Here is a 16,397-nt window from a genome sequence, read left to right on the forward strand (position 1 = left end):
GACCAACCCTCAACCTCGACACCCCAGCCAACCGGCTCAGCCAGCTGCTACAGGCGGCATAACCCCCCGCGTTGCTCCGACTACTTGAATTTGCCGCCTTTAGCGGCCATTATCTGGACAAAAACTCCACTCTCCCGGACGTAGAATCAGTCCTCGGCGATCACGGCCACCGCTCCGCCGGGAACGACTCCGCCGAAACGTCCGCCGCCCAACAGCTCCTCCCCATCGGCCTTAACTGCCGCGTCCTTCGTGCCGTGGTTGATGGCGAAGAGGAAGCGGCGCCCGTCCGCCGTGACGCGGCGGGTCAGTTCGACGCCGGCAGAGGCTTCCGCAGAGGCCGCCACTCCCGCCTCGGCGAGGAGCCGGTCCAGGAGGCGTTCGATGCCGTCGCGGTCGGGGAGCGTGGCCAGGTACCAGGCGGCTCCGCTGCCCACGGTCCTCCGGGTCAGGGCCGGGATTCCCTCCAGCGGGTAGCCGGTGAAGGTTGCCACCGACTCGGCCCCGGCAAGGTGGACGTGCTCGCTCCAGACCCGGCCGGCGGTGCCGTCGCTCAGGGTCACCTGCCCCCCTCCAAGCAGGGGGTGGAACTCCTCGGTCCGGATGCCCAGCAGCTCCCGGAAGGCTCCCGGGTAGCCGCCCAGCCGGATGTGGTCCCGTTCGTCCACAATGCCGCTGAAGTAGCTGACCAGTACCGTGGCGCCGGCCTCGGCCGCGCCGGCGATGTTGGACGCGGCGGCATCCGTGACGCAGTAGAGCGTGCACACCAGGACCAGGTCATAGCCGCTGAGGTCCGCCGCCGGATGGACGAAGTCCACGCCCACACCGCGCAGGAACAGGGAGCGGTGGAACCCACGGACCAGGTCGAGGTACTTCACATCCTCGCTGGGGTGCGAGTCCAGCTCGCTGGCCCACCAGGCCTCGTAGTCGAACACGATGACCACCCGGGATTCCACGGTGGAACCCTTGACCGGTCCGAGCCGCTTCAAGGCCTCGCCGAGGGCCACCACCTCGCGCCACACCCGGGTGTCGCGGCCGCCGTGGGGCACCATCGCCGAGTGGAACTTCTCGGCGCCGGCAACGCTCTGCCGCCACTGGAAGAACATGACGGCGTCGGCGCCGCGGGCCACGTGCGCCAGCGAATTCCGCAGCATTTCGCCCGGCATCTTCGGCTGGTTGCGGGGCTGCCAGTTCACGGCCGACGTCGAGTGTTCCATCAGGATCCACGGCCTGTTGCCCGCAACGCCGCGAGTGAGGTCCGCGCTGAACGCCAGTTCGATTTCCCGCTCCGGGTCCGCGGCCACGAGGTAGTGGTCGTTGGCCACGATGTCCAGGTCCTTCGCCCAGTCGAAGTAGTCCAGGGACTTGGTGGCACTGGACACCATGAGGTTGGTGGTTGCCGGAATGTCGGGGGTTACCTCGCGGATCACCGCCAGCAGGCTCCGGTAGTAGTCCATCAGCGCCCAGGAGCTGAACCGCTGGAAGTCCAGCCGCTGCGTCGGGTTGAGCGTTGTGGGGGCGGCCCGCGGCGGAATGATCTCCCCGAACGAGGCATAGTGCTGGGACCAGAAGGCCGTGCCCCAGGCCTCGTTCAGCGCCTCGATGCTGCCGTAGCGCCGCTCCAGCCAGCGCCGGAACGCCACGGCGTCCTCCTCGCCGTAGAACTCCGAAACGTGGCAGCCCAGCTCGTTGTCCACGTGCCACAGCGCCAGCGCCGGATGGTCCCTGTACCGTTCGGCCAGCTTTCGGGTGATACCTGCGGCATACCGGCGGTAAACAGCGGACGACGGCGAGTAGTGCCGCCGGGAGCCGCGTTCCAGGACGGTGCCCTCCGCCGTTACCGGCAGGATTTCCGGATGCTTCCGCACCAGCCAGGCCGGGGGAGCGGCCGTGGCCGTGGCAAGGGCCACCTTGATGCCCGCGCCGTCCAGGCTGTCCAGCACCTCGTCCAGCCAGCCAAAGTCGTACTCGCCTTCGCGCGGCTCCAGGAGTGCCCAGGAAAAGATGGCCACGCTTAGGAGGGTCACCCCGGCCTCCCTCATGAGGCCGATGTCCTCCATCCGGACGTCGGCCGGCCACTGCTCGGGGTTGTAGTCACCGCCGAATGCCAGACCGGTGCCGCTGTTCCAGGCCGGGGCTGGGGGAGGGGGCTCTTGCTCGGGCATGGGACTCCTTGGGCCGCCGCGGACAGGCAGGTTTAGCGAACGTGTTCTGACCTTACGCCGAGGCCACCAGGGATGCGACGGCGGCCGGGGACAGTTCGCCGTCGCACACCCACACGCTCAGGCTCCGCCGCAGCGATTCCCCGGCAGCCAGCGCCACCGGCCGGTCCCATGCCAAGGCCGACCCGACGGCGGGGTAGCCGGAGCAGCGGACAAACCACGGATCGGCGGCCCCGGCCGGCGCGCCGAACACGAGTGTCGCGGGCTGCCCGGACCGGATGCCGGGGACCTCGCCGAAGTTGGCGGTCCACGCCAGCCACGGCGCAAGGGAGCCGTGGATGGCCGGTTCCCCCTCGGCGTCGGACGTGAAGATGCGGGTGCCGGTGCAGGCCGGCAGGCGCCAGAAGAAGCCGCCGTAGCCGCTGCCCGCGGCGCCGTTGGAGCCGGGGCTGCCCAGGGAAACGTCGACGACGGCGGTCAGTTCGGTGCCCAGGTCCAGCCGCCACGCGCGTTCTCCCAGGAGCTCGCGGCTGAGGGTCCGCTGTTCGGTCAGCAGGGGCTGTCCGTCCGTGCCCAGCCACCGGAGCTGCCAGGTGTCCGATGGGTCCACATTGGCGGGGAGCAGTTCGATCCGGCCGTGGTCCTGCCGGGACACGTACGCGCCGGCCTCGCGGGTGTACGTCCTGCCGCCCCAGAAATTCGTGCCGTTGACATCCTGCAGCGCGAAGCCGGCGCCCAGATGCCACGGGTGGTCGGCCGGCAGATGGTCAGTCACCACCGTCCCGCCGAGGGTGCTGACGGGGTGGAGGTAGGGGCGCGGTGACAGCCCCGTGATGAGCCCGGCGCCGGTGCGCTGCACCGCCAGCGGCCTGCCGCCGGTGTCGAACAGGACTGCGTCGGATACAGCGGCGCCGGTATCCGCGCTCCCGGCGGGATCAGCCGGCCGGGCCCATGGCAGGGCCAGTTCGCTGAATGTGGCGTGCGCGCCGATGGCCCGCTCCAGGGCATCCTCAATGCCAGGAACGACGGCACGGGCGGCATCGCCGTCGCCCACCCAGAGCACGTGGCCCGGAGCGATGGGGGCCGGCGGTTCGGCCGTGCGGACCGCCTCGAGGACGAGCATGAATGCGCCGGAGTCGTTGAGGGCGCTGGTGAGTTCCGTGCCCGTGGCCAGGTGATCCAGCAGGTTTTCCATGAGGTCGTCGCGGCCGAACTCCCGGGAGTGTTCTCCGTCCGCGTTGCTGACGCGCAGCCGGTCCTCCGTGTAGTGGAAGACCGCCGTTCCCTCTGAGCCCTGAAGGGTGATGTATGGTTCCACTGACTCCGTGGCGCAGAGCGTCAGGGCGCAGGTGATCGGCAGTCCGGTGGCGGTTCGGATCCGGATGACTGACGTGTCGTCGGACTCGATGTCGTTCGCGCGGTAGAGGTCTGTCGCCACGGAGGCCACGTCCTCCACAGTGCGGGCGCCCGCGATCCGCAGGGCGGTGGCGATGGCATGCGCCAGGGGATTGGTGGCAACGCCGTCCACCACGTCCACACCCTCAATGCTCCGCTTGCCGGCCCACCGGGAGCGCTTGTAGTAGGCGCGGTCCCGCACCCAGCGCCCGGTGGCGCCGATGCCCTGCAGGGTGCCGATGGTGCCGTCCTGAAGGAGCTGCTCGATGGCCGCCAGCGCCTGTGATCCGAGGCTCTGGAACCCGATCTGCACACTGCGCCCGGATGCCTCGGCAGCCGCCTGCAGTTGCCGGAAGTCCGCCAGCGATGCCACCGGCGGTTTCTCCAGATAGAGGTCCGCGCCGGAGGCCAGGGCGGCCAGTGCCAGCGGCGCGTGGGTCTGGATGGGGGTGGCCACGATGACCACGTCGGGGCTGTGGTTGCCGGCCAGGAGGGACTGCAGGTCCGGATGGACCGCCGTGGTGTCCGGCAGCGCGCCGGGGGACGGCGGGTTCGGGTCGGCCACGGCCACGAGTTCCACCACACCGGCCTTGGCCAGCCGTTCGAGGTTCTTCAGGTGGTGGGTGCCGAATCCGTGGACGCCAATCAGTGCGATTCGGGCCGGGACCTGGCGGAGGTGCGTTGCCTTGCCGCCCGCCGTTTCAGCAGAGGACTGCGTCAGCCGGGTATCCATGGTGCTCCTGTCCGGCGCTGCGGTCCTGCACGACGCCATCGTCAACCGTTGCCGGGAGCGTGCACACAAGGTTGGCAAGCGCTTTCCCGATTCCATTTGCTGCCCAGTGTACTCCATCGATGCGGGGACGCGCCGCCTTAGAAAATGCTTCACAGGCAAGCCTCTGGGGTCTCCTAGATAGGTGCAGTCTTCCCATTCAGGCCGCCGTTGGGCGCTTCTTAGAGTGTCGCTTCGGCACCCGCCGTGCTCTGCCGGACCACCAGCTCAGGCGTGAACACGACGGCGCGGTGCCGCGGGTGCTGTGCCTCCAGTTCCTCCGTCAGGAGTTCGACGGCCGTCCTGCCGATTGCGTCCGTGGGCTGGCGGATGGAGGATAGCGGCACGACCGCGGACACGGCAAAGTCGATATCGTCATAGCCGATCAGGGCCACGTCATCAGGAATGCGCACGCCGTTCATCATGGTCAGCGACTGCATGACTCCCAGCGCCAGGAGGTCGTTGGCGCAGAAGATGCCGTCCGGCATGTTTCCGGCACCCCGTTCCACGAGGCTGTTGCCCACGCCTCGCCCGGCGAGCACGGTCTGGCCATCGGAGTCGAGCACCTCCAGTGCAGCCCCCTCCACCTCGGCCACCGCGCGGCGGGCACCGCCGAGGCGGTCAGCCACCTGGCGGATGGACAGCGGCCCGCCGACGAAGGCCAGTTTTCTGCGCCCGAGATCGAGGAGGTGCCGGGCGGCAAGGTATCCGCCGGCGTCGTCATCCACCGAGACGGAGCTGAAGCGGTCCTCCTCGGCCAGCCGGTCCACCAGGACTGTCGGAACGCCGCGCTGCCGCAATGCATCCAGCCGGTCCGCGACATCGCCAACGGGGGAGATCAGCAGGCCCTGGACCCGCTGCTCCTGGAAGAGGTCGATGTAGTGCGATTCCCGCTTCGCATCGTGGCCGCTGTCGCCCAGCAGCACGGCGCTGCCGTTCACGGCCGCCGCGTCCTCGGCGGCCCGGACCAGCGAGGTGAAGAACGGGTTGCCGACGTCCAGGACCACGACGCCGATGGTCCGGCTGTGCCCTGCCCGCAGCTGCCGGGCGGCGTCGTTGCGGACAAAACCCAGCTCGTCGATGGCCTGCAGCACCCTTTCCTTGGTGCGCTTGGAGACGCGGTCGGGATTGTTGAGGACGTTGGAGACGGTGCCCACCGCAACCTGCGCATGGTTGGCGACGTCTTTGATGCTGGCTGCCCGCGACATTCTGCTGATCCTCCGAAAGACCGATTTGCCCGTCCAGGTGAAAACGCTTGACACCCTTCTTGCTCCCAGAGTACTTTGAATCGTGCCAATGAAACGATTCAAAGGCGGAGGATCTTCAAAGCCGCGCGATTTGTTTCTGTTTCTTCCGCCGCACCCGAGACGTCCACAGGAGTGCAACATGAGGGTTTGCTTCCGATCCTCCGTCCAGCCGGAGTTGCTGGCGGAGTACCGCCGGCGCCACGCCGCTGTCTGGCCGGAGATGCTGGCCGCGCTCAAGGACGCGGGCTGGAACAACTACTCGCTGTTCCTCGACACTGACGGGCTGCTGATCGGATACCTCGAATGCGACGACTTTGACGCGGTGCGGGCCCGGATGGCCCTCACGGACGTCAACGCCCGCTGGCAGGCGGAAATGGCCACCCTCTTCCTGAACAGCGATGTTCCGCCCGACGAGGGCTTCCGGGTCCTCGATGGGGTGTTCAACCTCGAGGAGCAGCTGGCCGCAGCCACCGGCAGCAACGCTGCCGCCGCCGTCGAGCATTAAAGCTTCCGAACACTGAGTCTTCCAACAACTTTCACTGCCAAACACTGACGAAAGAAAGATCATGAACAACACAGCATCGGCGCTGGGCCGGCTTTCGGAGCTTGCGATTGAGGTCCCGTCGTGGGCCTACGGCAACTCGGGCACCAGGTTCAAGGTGTTCGGCACGCCCGGTACCCCCCGCACCGTCCAGGAGAAACTGGCCGACGCCGCCAAGGTCCACGAGCTCACCGGCCTTGCGCCTACGGTGGCGCTGCACATCCCGTGGGACAAGGTGGACGACTACGCCGCCCTGAAGGAGTACGCGGCCGGCCTCGGTGTGGGGCTGGGCGCGATCAACTCGAACACGTTCCAGGATGACGAGTACAAGTTCGGCTCGCTGACGTCCTCGGATGACGCCGTCCGGCGCCGCGCGATCGACCACCACTTCGAGTGCATCGACATCATGCATGCCACCGGGTCCCGGGACCTGAAGATCTGGCTCGCGGACGGCACCAACTACCCGGGCCAGGACGACATGCGGGGCCGCCAGGATCGCCTGGCCGAGTCCCTGCAGGAGATTTACGCCCGCCTGGGTGAGGACCAGCGCCTGGTGCTGGAGTACAAGTTCTTCGAGCCGGCTTTCTACCACACGGACGTTCCGGACTGGGGCACCTCGTATGCTCAGACCCTGGCCCTGGGCGAGAAGGCCTTCGTTTGCCTGGACACCGGCCACCACGCCCCCGGCACGAACATCGAGTTCATCGTGATGCAGCTGCTGCGCGTGGGCAAGCTGGGCTCGTTCGACTTCAACTCGCGCTTCTACGCCGACGACGACCTCATCGTGGGGGCCGCCGACCCGTTCCAGCTGTTCCGCATCATGCACGAGGTAATCCGTGGCGGCGGCTTCGGCAAGGAGTCGGGCGTGGCGTTGATGCTGGACCAGTGCCACAACCTGGAGGAGAAGATCCCGGGCCAGATCCGCTCGGTCCTGAACGTCCAGGAGATGACCGCGCGGGCCCTGCTGGTGGACACCGCCGCGCTGGCCGAAGCGCAGCGCGCCGGGGACGTCCTGGCCGCGAACGCCGTGTTCAACGACGCCTTCTACACCGACGTCCGTCCGGTCCTGGCCGAGTGGCGTGAATCCCGAGGCCTGCCCGGGGACCCGTTGGCCGCCTACAAGGCCAGCGGCTACCAGAAGAAAATCAACGAGGACCGCGTGGGCGGCCAGCAATCCGGATGGGGCGCATAAGCATGAACAAGACTGTTGAAGACCTGATCGCCCGTTCGAACCGGTTGGGTGCGGATAAGCGGAATACCAACTTCGCCGGCGGCAACACGTCCGCGAAGGGCACGGAGAAGGACCCGGTGACGGGCGAGGATGTCCAGCTGTTGTGGGTGAAGGGCTCGGGCGGTGACCTTGGAACTTTGAAGGCGCAGAATCTTGCGGTGTTGCGGCTGGACCGGTTGCAGGCGCTGAAGAATGTGTATCCGGGGGTGGAGCGCGAGGACGAGATGGTGGCCGCGTTTGATTACTGCCTGCATGGCAAGGGTGGCGCGGCCCCGTCGATCGACACGGCGATGCACGGGCTCGTGGACGCCGCGCATGTGGACCACCTGCACCCGGACTCGGGCATCGCGGTCGCGACAGCGGCTGACGGTGAGGCGCTGACCGCGAAGATTTTCGGTGACAAGGTGGTCTGGGTGCCGTGGCGGCGGCCGGGGTTCCAGCTGGGCCTGGACATCGCGGCGATCAAGGACGCCAACCCGCAGGCCGTCGGCACCATCCTGGGCGGGCACGGCATCACCGCCTGGGGTGAGACGAGCGAGGAAGCCGAAGCGAACTCGCTGTGGATCATCGACCAGGCCGAGCAGTACATTGCGGAGAACGGCACGGCCGAACCTTTCGGCCCGAAACTGCCCGGCTACGGTGCCCTGCCCGAGGCCGAACGGCGTGCGAAGGCGGCAGCGCTGGCGTCGGTGATCCGCGCCCTGGCCTCGGCCGACAAGCCGGTCGTGGGCCACTTCAGCGACGACCCCGCAGTGCTGGAATTCCTGGAAAGTGCCGAGCACCCGCGCCTGGGCGGCCTGGGCACGTCCTGCCCGGACCACTTCCTGCGGACCAAGGTCAAGCCGCTCATCCTGGACCTGCCCGCGGACGCCCCGGTCGAGGACGCCGTGGCCCGGCTGAAGGAACTCCACACCTCCTACCGCCAGGACTACCAGGCCTACTACGACCGCCACGCGACCCCGGACAGCCCCGCGCTGCGCGGTGCGGACCCGGCGATCGTGCTGGTCCCCGGGGTGGGGATGTTCTCCTACGGCAAGGACAAGCAGACCGCCCGGGTCGCCGGGGAGTTCTACCTGAACGCGATCAACGTGATGCGCGGCGCCGAGGCGATCTCAACCTACGCCCCGATCGATGAGGCCGAGAAGTTCCGGATCGAGTACTGGGCCCTGGAAGAGGCCAAGCTCGCCCGGATGCCCAAGCCCAAATCCCACGCCACCCGCATCGCCCTGGTCACCGGCGCCGCGTCCGGTATCGGCAAGGCCATCGCCACCCGCCTCGCCGCCGAAGGCGCCTGCGTGGTCATCGCCGACCTGAACCTCGAAAACGCCCAAAAGGTCGCGGAGGAGCTCGGCGGCCCGGACGTCGCCATCGGTATCCAGGCCGACGTCACCAACGAGGCCCAGGTCGCCGCCGCGATCCAGGAAGCAGTGCTGGCGTTCGGCGGCGTGGACCTGGTGGTCAACAATGCCGGCCTGTCCATCTCCAAGCCGCTGCTGGACACCACCGAGAAGGACTGGGACCTGCAGCACAACGTCATGGCCAAGGGCTCCTTCCTGGTGGCCAAGGCCGCCGCGAAGGTCATGATCGCCCAGGGCCTGGGCGGGGACATCATCTACATCTCCTCCAAGAACTCCGTGTTCGCCGGCCCGAACAACATCGCCTACTCCGCCACCAAGGCCGACCAGGCCCACCAGGTCCGCCTCCTCGCCGCGGAACTGGGCGAGCACGGCATCCGCGTCAACGGCATCAACCCCGACGGTGTGGTCCGCGGCTCCGGGATCTTCGCCGGCGGCTGGGGCGCCAAACGCGCCGCGGTCTACGGCGTGGACGAGGAAAAACTGGGCGAGTACTACGCCCAGCGCACCCTGCTCAAACGAGAAGTCCTGCCCGAACACGTCGCCAACGCCGCGGCCGTGCTCACCAGCAACGAACTCTCCCACACCACCGGCCTGCACATCCCCGTCGACGCCGGCGTCGCCGCCGCCTTCCTCCGGTGAGCACCGTGCCAACTGCCAGTGTCGACGGCGGCCTGTTCGCCGCCGTCGACATCGGCGCCTCCTCCGGACGCATCATCCTGGGACGGATCAGCGCCGGAACAGAGCCTGCCGGAGCAGACGCGGCCGACGGCGGTCCGGCGCGGGCCACGCTCGACGTCGTGCACAGGTTCGCGAACGCCGTCGTGCAGTCCGACGGCGGCCTCCGCTGGGACTTCGACGCCCTCTTCGCAGAGGTGCTCACCGGCCTCGCTGCCGCCGGTAAAGCGGCAGCGGCGCGAGGCGAGGCGATCACCAGCATCGGCATCGACACCTGGGCGGTGGACTACGGCCTGGTCACCAAGGACGGTCAACTCACCGCGCAGCCCTACAGCTACCGGGACGAACGCAGCCGCGCCGCCGTCGCCCGGGTGCACGGGAAACTGGACCCGGCCCGGCTCTACGCCACCACCGGGCTGCAGTTCCTGCAGTTCAACACGCTCTACCAGCTTGCGACCGAACCGGATCTGGACGGGCTGCAGGCCCTGCTGATCCCGGACCTGATCGCGTTCCTGCTCACCGGGCAGCGCCGCACCGAGGCCACCAACGCCTCCACCACCGGGCTGTTCGACGCCGTCGCGGGGGAGTGGGCCAGTGAGCTGTTCGGACCCCTTAACCTGCCCAAAAATCTGTTCCCGCCGCTGATCCAGCCGGGCGAAACCCTGGGCACCCTGCTGCCCGTAGTCGCAGAACAAACTGGGCTGCCGGAGACGACGAAGGTGGTGGCCGTGGGCTCGCACGACACCGCCTCGGCCGTTGCCGCGGTTCCCGCGGAACAGGAGAACTTCGCCTACATCTCATCCGGCACCTGGTCCCTCGTGGGGCTGGAACTGCAGCACCCGGTGCTCACCGAAGCCAGCCGCGCGGCGAACTTCACCAACGAACGCGGTGTGGACGGCACCACCCGGTACCTGCGCAACGTCGGCGGCCTCTGGCTGCTCAGCGAATGCCAGCGCACCTGGGCCGAAAGCGGCTACCGGCCGGCGATCGGCGAACTCCTCGGCGCGGCCGCGGCGATGGCGCCCGGAGGACCCCGGATCAACCCGGACGATCCCGCCTTCATCGCCCCGGACAACATGCCGGACCGGATCCGCGCAGCAGTGCGGAACACCGGAACCGTCCTTCCCGAGGATCCGGCAGCGATCGTCCGCTGCATCCTGGACAGCCTCGCCGCCGGCTATGCGCGCACCATCGCCGACGCCGAACGCCTCGCAGGTGTTTCCGCCGACGTGGTGCACATCGTGGGCGGCGGCTCGCAGAACGCGCTGCTGTGCCAGCTCACCGCGGAGGCCACCGGCAAATGCGTCATCGCCGGTCCGGTCGAGGCGACAGCCCTCGGCAACGTGCTGGTCCAGGCGCGGGCAGCCGGCGTAGCCGCGGGCGGCCTGCCTCAACTCCGCAGGATTGTCGGTGCCGGAACGAGCCTGCGCCGCTACGAACCCGTCACCTCAGGCGTTCCGGCGACTTGAATGGTGGCACGGACTTCTTGAAACGTGTCAAATCAGGGTAGCCCCAACGCGGCTGCCCGGCGCCGACGGCGTCGCCAGAGAAAGATTCACTATGACAAACACCCCACAGATCGGCGGCTGGAAGGCCACCGTCGCTGTGTCCATGTCCAACTACATCGAAGCCGGATCCATCATTGCGCTGGCGACGAGCCTGACGCTGTGGCAGGAGTATTTCGGCTTCAGCAACCTCATCGTCGGCCTCATCGCCGCCCTCAGCGCGAACGCATTCGGTGCCGCTGTCGGTGCGATGATCGGCGGCCCGCTGGGCGACCGCTACGGCCGCAAGTTCATCTACACCTACGACCTCATCCTGTACATGATCGGCACGGCCCTGGTGATCTTTGCCGTGGCTCCGTGGATGCTCGTCGTGGGCGTGATCCTCACAGGGATCGCCGTTGGAGCCGGCGTGCCCGTCGCCTGGACCTACATCGCGGAAGAGGCGCCGTCCGAACAGCGGGCCAGGCATGTGGGAACCGCGCAGTTTGCGTGGTCGCTCGCTCCGGCCCTGGTCTTCCTCCTCGCCACCGTCGTCGTTCCGCTGGGGCTGCTCGGCAGCCGCCTGGTCTTCGCGCACCTCTTCGTCATCGCCTTCATCACCTGGTGGATCCGCCGCCGGCTTTCCGAGTCCCACACCTGGAAGAAGTCGAATGAGGCGCGTCTCCTGGAGGAGGCGTCCGGCGTCAAGCGGCGCAACTACCGCGAGCTGCTGACCAACGCCACCAACCTGAAGGCCATCCTCTTCCTCGTGGGCGTCTACGCGCTGTGGAACCTCGTGGCAGGCCAGATGGGTATTTTCATGCCGCGGGTCTACGAGTCATCCGGGGTTGAATCGTCCGCTGAGCAGAACATGCTGCAGGTGCTGCTGTGGACGCTCACGGTGGTGGCCACGTACTTCGGCTTCATGAAGTACGGGGACCGCGTGGACCGCCGCCTGCTCTACGGGATCGGCGCGGTGCTGGGCCTGGCCGCCTGGGTCCTGCTGGTCTTTGTCCACGTGACCACGCCGGTGCTGATTCTCTTCGCGGCCCTCTGGGGCATCTCGGCCGGCATCGGCGCCCAGGCCTTCTACGCCCTGTGGGCGGCCGAAATGTTCGCCACCCGGTACCGGGCCAGCGCGCAGGGCGTGCTCTTCTTCGTGGCCCGCATCGTCGTCGGCCTGTTGAGCTACTGGTTCCCGACGCTCCTGGCCGAGCGCGGCGTGCCCTTTGTCGGCGCCATCATGATCGCGGCGTTGGTGGCCGCCATGGTGATTGGCATTGTCTGGGCACCGGACACCCGGGGCAAGAGCCTGGAGCAGATCGAGCAGGAACGCTACGGCGAGCCGGCCAAGCAGCCCGCGGAGCAAGCCACAGCCTAGCTGTATTGACCTAGCCCGGCGGGGTATTGCAAACCGCCCCGGACCAGCGCGAACGTACACTTGTGGCCCTTGGGAAACGCTTCCTGGGGGCCACAAGTGTACGTTCGCGCTCCCGCCGGTCCGCCGTGCCGCCCCTGACGAATGTGACGCGGCCGATTTGGCGATCCACCACCGCGGGTTTATGGTCGTTCCCATGACTAACCGTTGGTATGCGTATTTTTCGTTGGCTCTGGAGGGGCCCGCGTCTAACTGACACGCATCCAACTTTCCTTCAGAGCCAACAGGGCAGAGATCATTCTCTGCCCTTCGCCATTTCCACGGCGGGTTCTGATCAGGGGCCCGCTCCCACCCGGAACAGGACCCCCGAACATGAGCGCAACAGCCACCGAAACCCAGCAGCCGACGTCGAAACGCCCGTCCACGTCGAACCTGAGGGTCAGCGAGATCACCGCCCTGCCCACGCCTCAGGAAATGATGGCCGAACTGCCGCTGGACGCGAAGGCGGCCGACGTCATCGAACGCGGCCGTGACGAGGTCCGGGCCATCATGGATGGCGTGGACGACCGACTGCTGGTGATCGTGGGACCGTGCTCCATCCACGACCCCAAGGCCGGCCTGGAATACGCCCGCCGGCTGGTCAGCCAGGCCGAGAAGCACAAGGAAGACCTGCTCATCGTGCTGCGGGCCTACTTCGAAAAGCCGCGGACCACCGTGGGCTGGAAGGGCCTCATCAACGATCCGCACCTGGACGGCAGCCACGACATCGCCGGCGGCCTGCGCGCGGCCCGCAGCTTCCTGCAGCAGGTCACCGCACTGGGGCTCCCCACCGCCACCGAATTCCTCGAACCCATCAGCCCGCAGTACATGGCCGACCTCATTTCCTGGGGCGCCATCGGCGCGCGGACCACAGAAAGCCAGATCCACCGCCAGCTCGCCTCGGGCCTCTCCATGCCCATCGGCTTCAAGAACGGGACCGACGGCGACCTCCAGGTGGCGGTCGACGCGTGCGGCGCCGCGGCGGCGGCCCAGGCTTTCCTCGGGATCGACGGCGACGGCCGGGCCGCGCTGGTGTCCACCGCGGGAAACCCCGACACCCACGTGATCCTCCGCGGCGGACGCAAGGGCCCTAACTACTCCGCCGCCGACGTCGAGGCCGCCTCCGCCAAGCTCGCCGCCAAGAACCTCAACCCGCGGCTGATCGTTGACGCCAGCCACGCCAACAGCGGCAAGAGCCACCACCGCCAGGCCGAGGTGGCGCTCGAAATCGGCGCCCAGCTCGAGGACGCGGGAACGGCATCCGGAGCGATTGCCGGCGTCATGCTGGAGAGCTTCCTGGTGGGCGGCGCGCAGAACCTTGACGTGGCCGAACACGCCGCCGGCCGCTCGGAGCTGGTCTACGGCCAGAGCGTGACGGATGCCTGCATGGAGTGGGATGTGACGGCCTCCGTGCTCGAGCAGCTGGCCGCATCGTCCCGGAAGCGGCGGGCTTTCACAATGGCCACGTGAGCATCTAGAGTAACTAGAACACGGTTGTTCGATGGCTCAGCATCGGCGCACCGCAGAAAGACCGGCGTCGTTGCTGAGAGCAAAGGAATATGGGTAATGTCCGCAGAGTCGAACTTCTCGAACGCCAAGTTCTTGACCGTGGCCGAGGTGGCTGAGGTAATGCGTGTCTCCAAAATGACCGTGTACCGCCTTGTCCATTCGGGGGAGATGCCCGCCGTCAGGTTTGGCCGCTCCTACCGCGTCCCGGAGACCGCCGTCGAACAGTACCTCAAGGGTGCTGTCGTGGACGGTCACACGGGCACCGCCTAACGGGACAACACTGACCGCACCGATCCCGTGGTTGCTGCAGCCGCCTTGGGGGCCGCTGCACGCCACGGGGCTGTGCTGGTCAGGGGATGCCCCGGATAAGCGGTACCCTGTTAAGGAACGTTTTACGTCATTGTAAGAATCTGTCAGTTGTTCAGTCTGTTGCTCAGTCCACGGACCTTCTCCATCAGACAGGTACTGCATCTAGTTTGTAAGGAACTTTCGTGGGTTCAGTTATTAAGAAGCGTCGCAAGCGTATGGCCAAGAAGAAGCACCGCAAGTTGCTTCGTAAGACCCGCCACCAGCGCCGCAATAAGAAGTAGAGTCCGCTCTACGCTTCAATGCCCGTTCCCTTTCGAGGGAGCGGGCATTTTTGCGTGTCGCTGGGGAAGTGGCGCGTCAGGCGCGGGGGCCGCGGAAGCGGGTGTAGCCCCGCCACAGGCCGTAAACTGCGCCGCCTGCCGTGGCTGCCTTGAGGCCCAGGGTGGCTGCCCGGCGGCCTGAGCGGAAGTCGTAGACCGGCCAGTTGTGTTCGCGGGCGTGTTTGCGCAGGCGGGCGTCGGGGTTGATTGCCACGGGGTGGCCCACCATCGTCAGCAGCGGGATGTCGTTGTAGGAGTCGCTGTACGCCCAGCAGCGCTTCAGGTCCAGCCCGTGCTGGTCCGCGATGCCCTGGACGGCCACGGCCTTGGCGGCGCCGTGCAGGATGTCCCCGACGAGCCTGCCGGTGTAGAAACCGTCCTGCGTCTCGCCGACCGTGCCGAGGGCGCCGGTGAGTCCCAGCCGCGTGGAAATCACGGTGGCCACCTCGATCGGCGTCGCCGTGACCAGCCAGACCTTCCGGCCGACGCGCAGGTGCTGCTCGGCCAGGGCCTTCGCGCCGGGCCAGATCCGGGAGGCGATCATCTCGTCGTAGACTTCTTCGCCCAGCGCCTTGATGTCCTCCTCCGTGATGCCGGCGGCAAGCCTCAATGCAGAATCCCGGACCGCGTGGACGTCGTTGAGGTTCTCGCCCCGGAGCACGAACTTGAGCTGCTTCCACGCCATGCCAGCCGCCTGGGCAATCGTGAAGGCCCCGCGCTGGTGCATTTTCCTGGCCACGTGGAACAGGCTGGCGCCGCGCATGAGGGTGTTGTCGACGTCGAAGAAGGCTGCCTCGCCGTGCTGCTGCTTCGCAACCGGACGGTGGGCCACAGCGACGTACTTCTCCTCGGGCATGCCACTGAGTCTAGTCAATGCAGTACCCCACGCCTGACGGCCCCCGCGTCGCCCGGCGCCGGGAACGGCGATACGGTTGAAGCATGGCAAACCCCGACGTCGTTCTCCTCACCAAAGCTGACTGTCACCTCTGCGCCGCGGCGCGCGACGCCGTCGGGCGGGTGACGGCCGGGCTGGGACTTCCGTGGTCCGAGCGGCAGTTGGACGCCGACGATGAGCTGCGCGAGCGCTATGCCGAGGAAATCCCGGTGGTGCTGGTGGACGGCATCCAGCGCGACTTCTGGAAGATCGACGAGGCGCGCCTGGAACGTGTCCTGCGCCGTGCCATGGCGGGGGATTAGCCGATTTCGAACAATGGCGATGGCTTTGTTGGCATAACTGATGGGGATCTAGAGTGGACTCACAACGCGACGCAACGGAGCAGATAGTGACTTCGCTCGATTCACCACCACAGGCCCTGCCCGGGCCCACCGGGGCTGCCGGCAAGCAGATCCCGCCCGCGGCCGTGGCCCGGCTGACGATCTACCTGCGCGCCCTGAACTCCCTGCTGGCCGAAGGCACCGAGCGGGTCTCCTCCGAATCACTGGCTGAACTTTCCGGGGTCAGCTCCTCAACCCTCCGCAAGGATCTGTCCCATGTGGGTTCGTACGGCACCCGAGGCGTGGGCTATGAGGTGCAGTACCTGAGCCGCCACATCGCCGCCGCGCTGGGGCTGACGCACGACTGGAAAGTCGCGATTGTCGGCGCCGGCAACCTGGGCAAGGCGCTGGCCCGCTACGGGGGCTTCGAATCCCGGGGCTTTGACGTGGTGGCCATCTTCGACGCCGACCAGATGGTGGTGGGCAACGAGGTGGGCTGGCTGCGGGTCAGCGACGTTGCGGACCTGGAGACGGTGCTGGAGCGGACCGGTACCAACATGGTGGTTCTGGCGCTGCCGGCCGGCGTCGCCCAAAGCGTGTGTGACCGGGTGGTGGGCGCCGGGGTGCGCAGCATCCTTAGCTTTGCTCCGGTGATGCTGCAGGTGCCCGACGGCGTGACGCTGAGGAAGGTGGACATGGCCACCGAGCTGCAGATTCTGGCGTACCACGCGCAACGGGCGCAGACCCCCGGTCAGCCGGAGTAGCTCC

General features: G+C 67.5%; 14 protein-coding genes. 10 read left to right on the forward strand and 4 right to left on the reverse strand.

All coding sequences use genetic code 11. The features are described 5' to 3' along the window. Nucleotides 1-146: 146 nt before the first annotated feature. From ACFVTE_RS22050 to ACFVTE_RS22060, 3 genes are all read right to left on the reverse strand, one after another. Nucleotides 147-2,162, reverse strand: a complete 2,016-nt coding sequence (locus ACFVTE_RS22050; protein WP_387104331.1) for a beta-galactosidase — start codon at nucleotides 2,160-2,162, stop codon at nucleotides 147-149. Nucleotides 2,163-2,214: 52 nt separating this feature from the next. Continuing rightward, entirely contained in the window at nucleotides 2,215-4,287 is a 2,073-nt protein-coding gene (locus ACFVTE_RS22055) for a DUF6807 family protein (protein WP_387104332.1), read from the reverse strand. 218 nt (nucleotides 4,288-4,505) lie between these two features. Continuing rightward, nucleotides 4,506-5,531 carry a LacI family DNA-binding transcriptional regulator gene (locus ACFVTE_RS22060; protein ID WP_387104335.1) on the reverse strand — a complete coding sequence of 342 codons (1,026 nt, stop codon included), beginning with the start codon at nucleotides 5,529-5,531 and terminating at the stop codon, nucleotides 4,506-4,508. Between the two features lie 178 nt (nucleotides 5,532-5,709). Between ACFVTE_RS22060 and ACFVTE_RS22065 the strand changes: the two genes are divergently transcribed. The 8 genes from ACFVTE_RS22065 (at nucleotide 5,710) to ACFVTE_RS22100 (ending at nucleotide 14,375) form a co-directional block, all read left to right on the forward strand. Continuing rightward, entirely contained in the window at nucleotides 5,710-6,075 is a 366-nt protein-coding gene (locus ACFVTE_RS22065; protein WP_387104337.1) for an L-rhamnose mutarotase, read from the forward strand. A 61-nt stretch (nucleotides 6,076-6,136) separates the two neighbouring features. Then, nucleotides 6,137-7,303, forward strand: a complete 1,167-nt coding sequence (gene rhaI / locus ACFVTE_RS22070; RefSeq protein ID WP_387104340.1) for an L-rhamnose isomerase — start codon at nucleotides 6,137-6,139, stop codon at nucleotides 7,301-7,303. Continuing rightward, the gene (locus ACFVTE_RS22075; RefSeq protein ID WP_387104342.1) at nucleotides 7,291-9,339 is read left to right on the forward strand and encodes a bifunctional aldolase/short-chain dehydrogenase; all 2,049 of its coding nucleotides are present in this window, start codon (nucleotides 7,291-7,293) and stop codon (nucleotides 9,337-9,339) included. The genes rhaI and ACFVTE_RS22075 overlap by 13 nt, the downstream gene beginning before the upstream one ends. Further along, nucleotides 9,336-10,844 carry a rhamnulokinase family protein gene (locus ACFVTE_RS22080; RefSeq protein ID WP_387104343.1) on the forward strand — a complete coding sequence of 503 codons (1,509 nt, stop codon included), beginning with the start codon at nucleotides 9,336-9,338 and terminating at the stop codon, nucleotides 10,842-10,844. Before ACFVTE_RS22075 ends, ACFVTE_RS22080 begins: the two co-directional genes overlap by 4 nt. Before the next feature lie 91 nt (nucleotides 10,845-10,935). Next, on the forward strand, nucleotides 10,936-12,240 hold the full coding sequence (locus ACFVTE_RS22085; protein WP_387104346.1) for an MFS transporter: 1,305 nt from the start codon (nucleotides 10,936-10,938) through the stop codon (nucleotides 12,238-12,240). Nucleotides 12,241-12,609: 369 nt separating this feature from the next. Continuing rightward, entirely contained in the window at nucleotides 12,610-13,746 is a 1,137-nt protein-coding gene (locus tag ACFVTE_RS22090) for a 3-deoxy-7-phosphoheptulonate synthase (RefSeq protein WP_387104348.1), read from the forward strand. A 96-nt stretch (nucleotides 13,747-13,842) separates the two neighbouring features. Next, nucleotides 13,843-14,055 carry a helix-turn-helix domain-containing protein gene (locus ACFVTE_RS22095; protein ID WP_003797758.1) on the forward strand — a complete coding sequence of 71 codons (213 nt, stop codon included), beginning with the start codon at nucleotides 13,843-13,845 and terminating at the stop codon, nucleotides 14,053-14,055. 221 nt (nucleotides 14,056-14,276) lie between these two features. Next, nucleotides 14,277-14,375, forward strand: a complete 99-nt coding sequence (locus tag ACFVTE_RS22100) for a 30S ribosomal protein bS22 (protein WP_003792170.1) — start codon at nucleotides 14,277-14,279, stop codon at nucleotides 14,373-14,375. Between the two features lie 76 nt (nucleotides 14,376-14,451). On the opposite strand, the gene ACFVTE_RS22105 is transcribed toward ACFVTE_RS22100, so the two are convergent. Next, nucleotides 14,452-15,270, reverse strand: a complete 819-nt coding sequence (locus tag ACFVTE_RS22105) for an HAD family hydrolase (protein ID WP_387104350.1) — start codon at nucleotides 15,268-15,270, stop codon at nucleotides 14,452-14,454. An 83-nt stretch (nucleotides 15,271-15,353) separates the two neighbouring features. On the opposite strand from ACFVTE_RS22105, the gene ACFVTE_RS22110 reads away from it, so the two are divergent. Further along, nucleotides 15,354-15,611: a glutaredoxin family protein gene (locus tag ACFVTE_RS22110; RefSeq protein WP_387104353.1), complete on the forward strand. Its 258-nt coding sequence runs from the start codon at nucleotides 15,354-15,356 to the stop codon at nucleotides 15,609-15,611. A gap of 86 nt (nucleotides 15,612-15,697) precedes the next feature. After that, nucleotides 15,698-16,393: a redox-sensing transcriptional repressor Rex gene (locus ACFVTE_RS22115; protein ID WP_387104354.1), complete on the forward strand. Its 696-nt coding sequence runs from the start codon at nucleotides 15,698-15,700 to the stop codon at nucleotides 16,391-16,393. Nucleotides 16,394-16,397: the final 4 nt, after the last annotated feature.

The organism is Arthrobacter sp. NPDC058097, from assembly GCF_042884885.1.
Taxonomy (GTDB): domain Bacteria; phylum Actinomycetota; class Actinomycetes; order Actinomycetales; family Micrococcaceae; genus Arthrobacter.

Coding starts and splice junctions, on each gene's coding strand:
- ACFVTE_RS22105 (WP_387104350.1), bottom strand. CDS start 15,270: ATGCCCGAGGAGAAGTACGTCGCTGTGGCCCACCGTCCGGTTGCGAAG.
- ACFVTE_RS22085 (WP_387104346.1), top strand. CDS start 10,936: ATGACAAACACCCCACAGATCGGCGGCTGGAAGGCCACCGTCGCTGTG.
- ACFVTE_RS22090 (WP_387104348.1), top strand. CDS start 12,610: ATGAGCGCAACAGCCACCGAAACCCAGCAGCCGACGTCGAAACGCCCG.
- ACFVTE_RS22110 (WP_387104353.1), top strand. CDS start 15,354: ATGGCAAACCCCGACGTCGTTCTCCTCACCAAAGCTGACTGTCACCTC.
- ACFVTE_RS22050 (WP_387104331.1), bottom strand. CDS start 2,162: ATGCCCGAGCAAGAGCCCCCTCCCCCAGCCCCGGCCTGGAACAGCGGC.
- ACFVTE_RS22055 (WP_387104332.1), bottom strand. CDS start 4,287: ATGGATACCCGGCTGACGCAGTCCTCTGCTGAAACGGCGGGCGGCAAG.
- ACFVTE_RS22060 (WP_387104335.1), bottom strand. CDS start 5,531: ATGTCGCGGGCAGCCAGCATCAAAGACGTCGCCAACCATGCGCAGGTT.
- ACFVTE_RS22075 (WP_387104342.1), top strand. CDS start 7,291: ATGGGGCGCATAAGCATGAACAAGACTGTTGAAGACCTGATCGCCCGT.
- ACFVTE_RS22095 (WP_003797758.1), top strand. CDS start 13,843: ATGTCCGCAGAGTCGAACTTCTCGAACGCCAAGTTCTTGACCGTGGCC.
- rhaI (WP_387104340.1), top strand. CDS start 6,137: ATGAACAACACAGCATCGGCGCTGGGCCGGCTTTCGGAGCTTGCGATT.
- ACFVTE_RS22065 (WP_387104337.1), top strand. CDS start 5,710: ATGAGGGTTTGCTTCCGATCCTCCGTCCAGCCGGAGTTGCTGGCGGAG.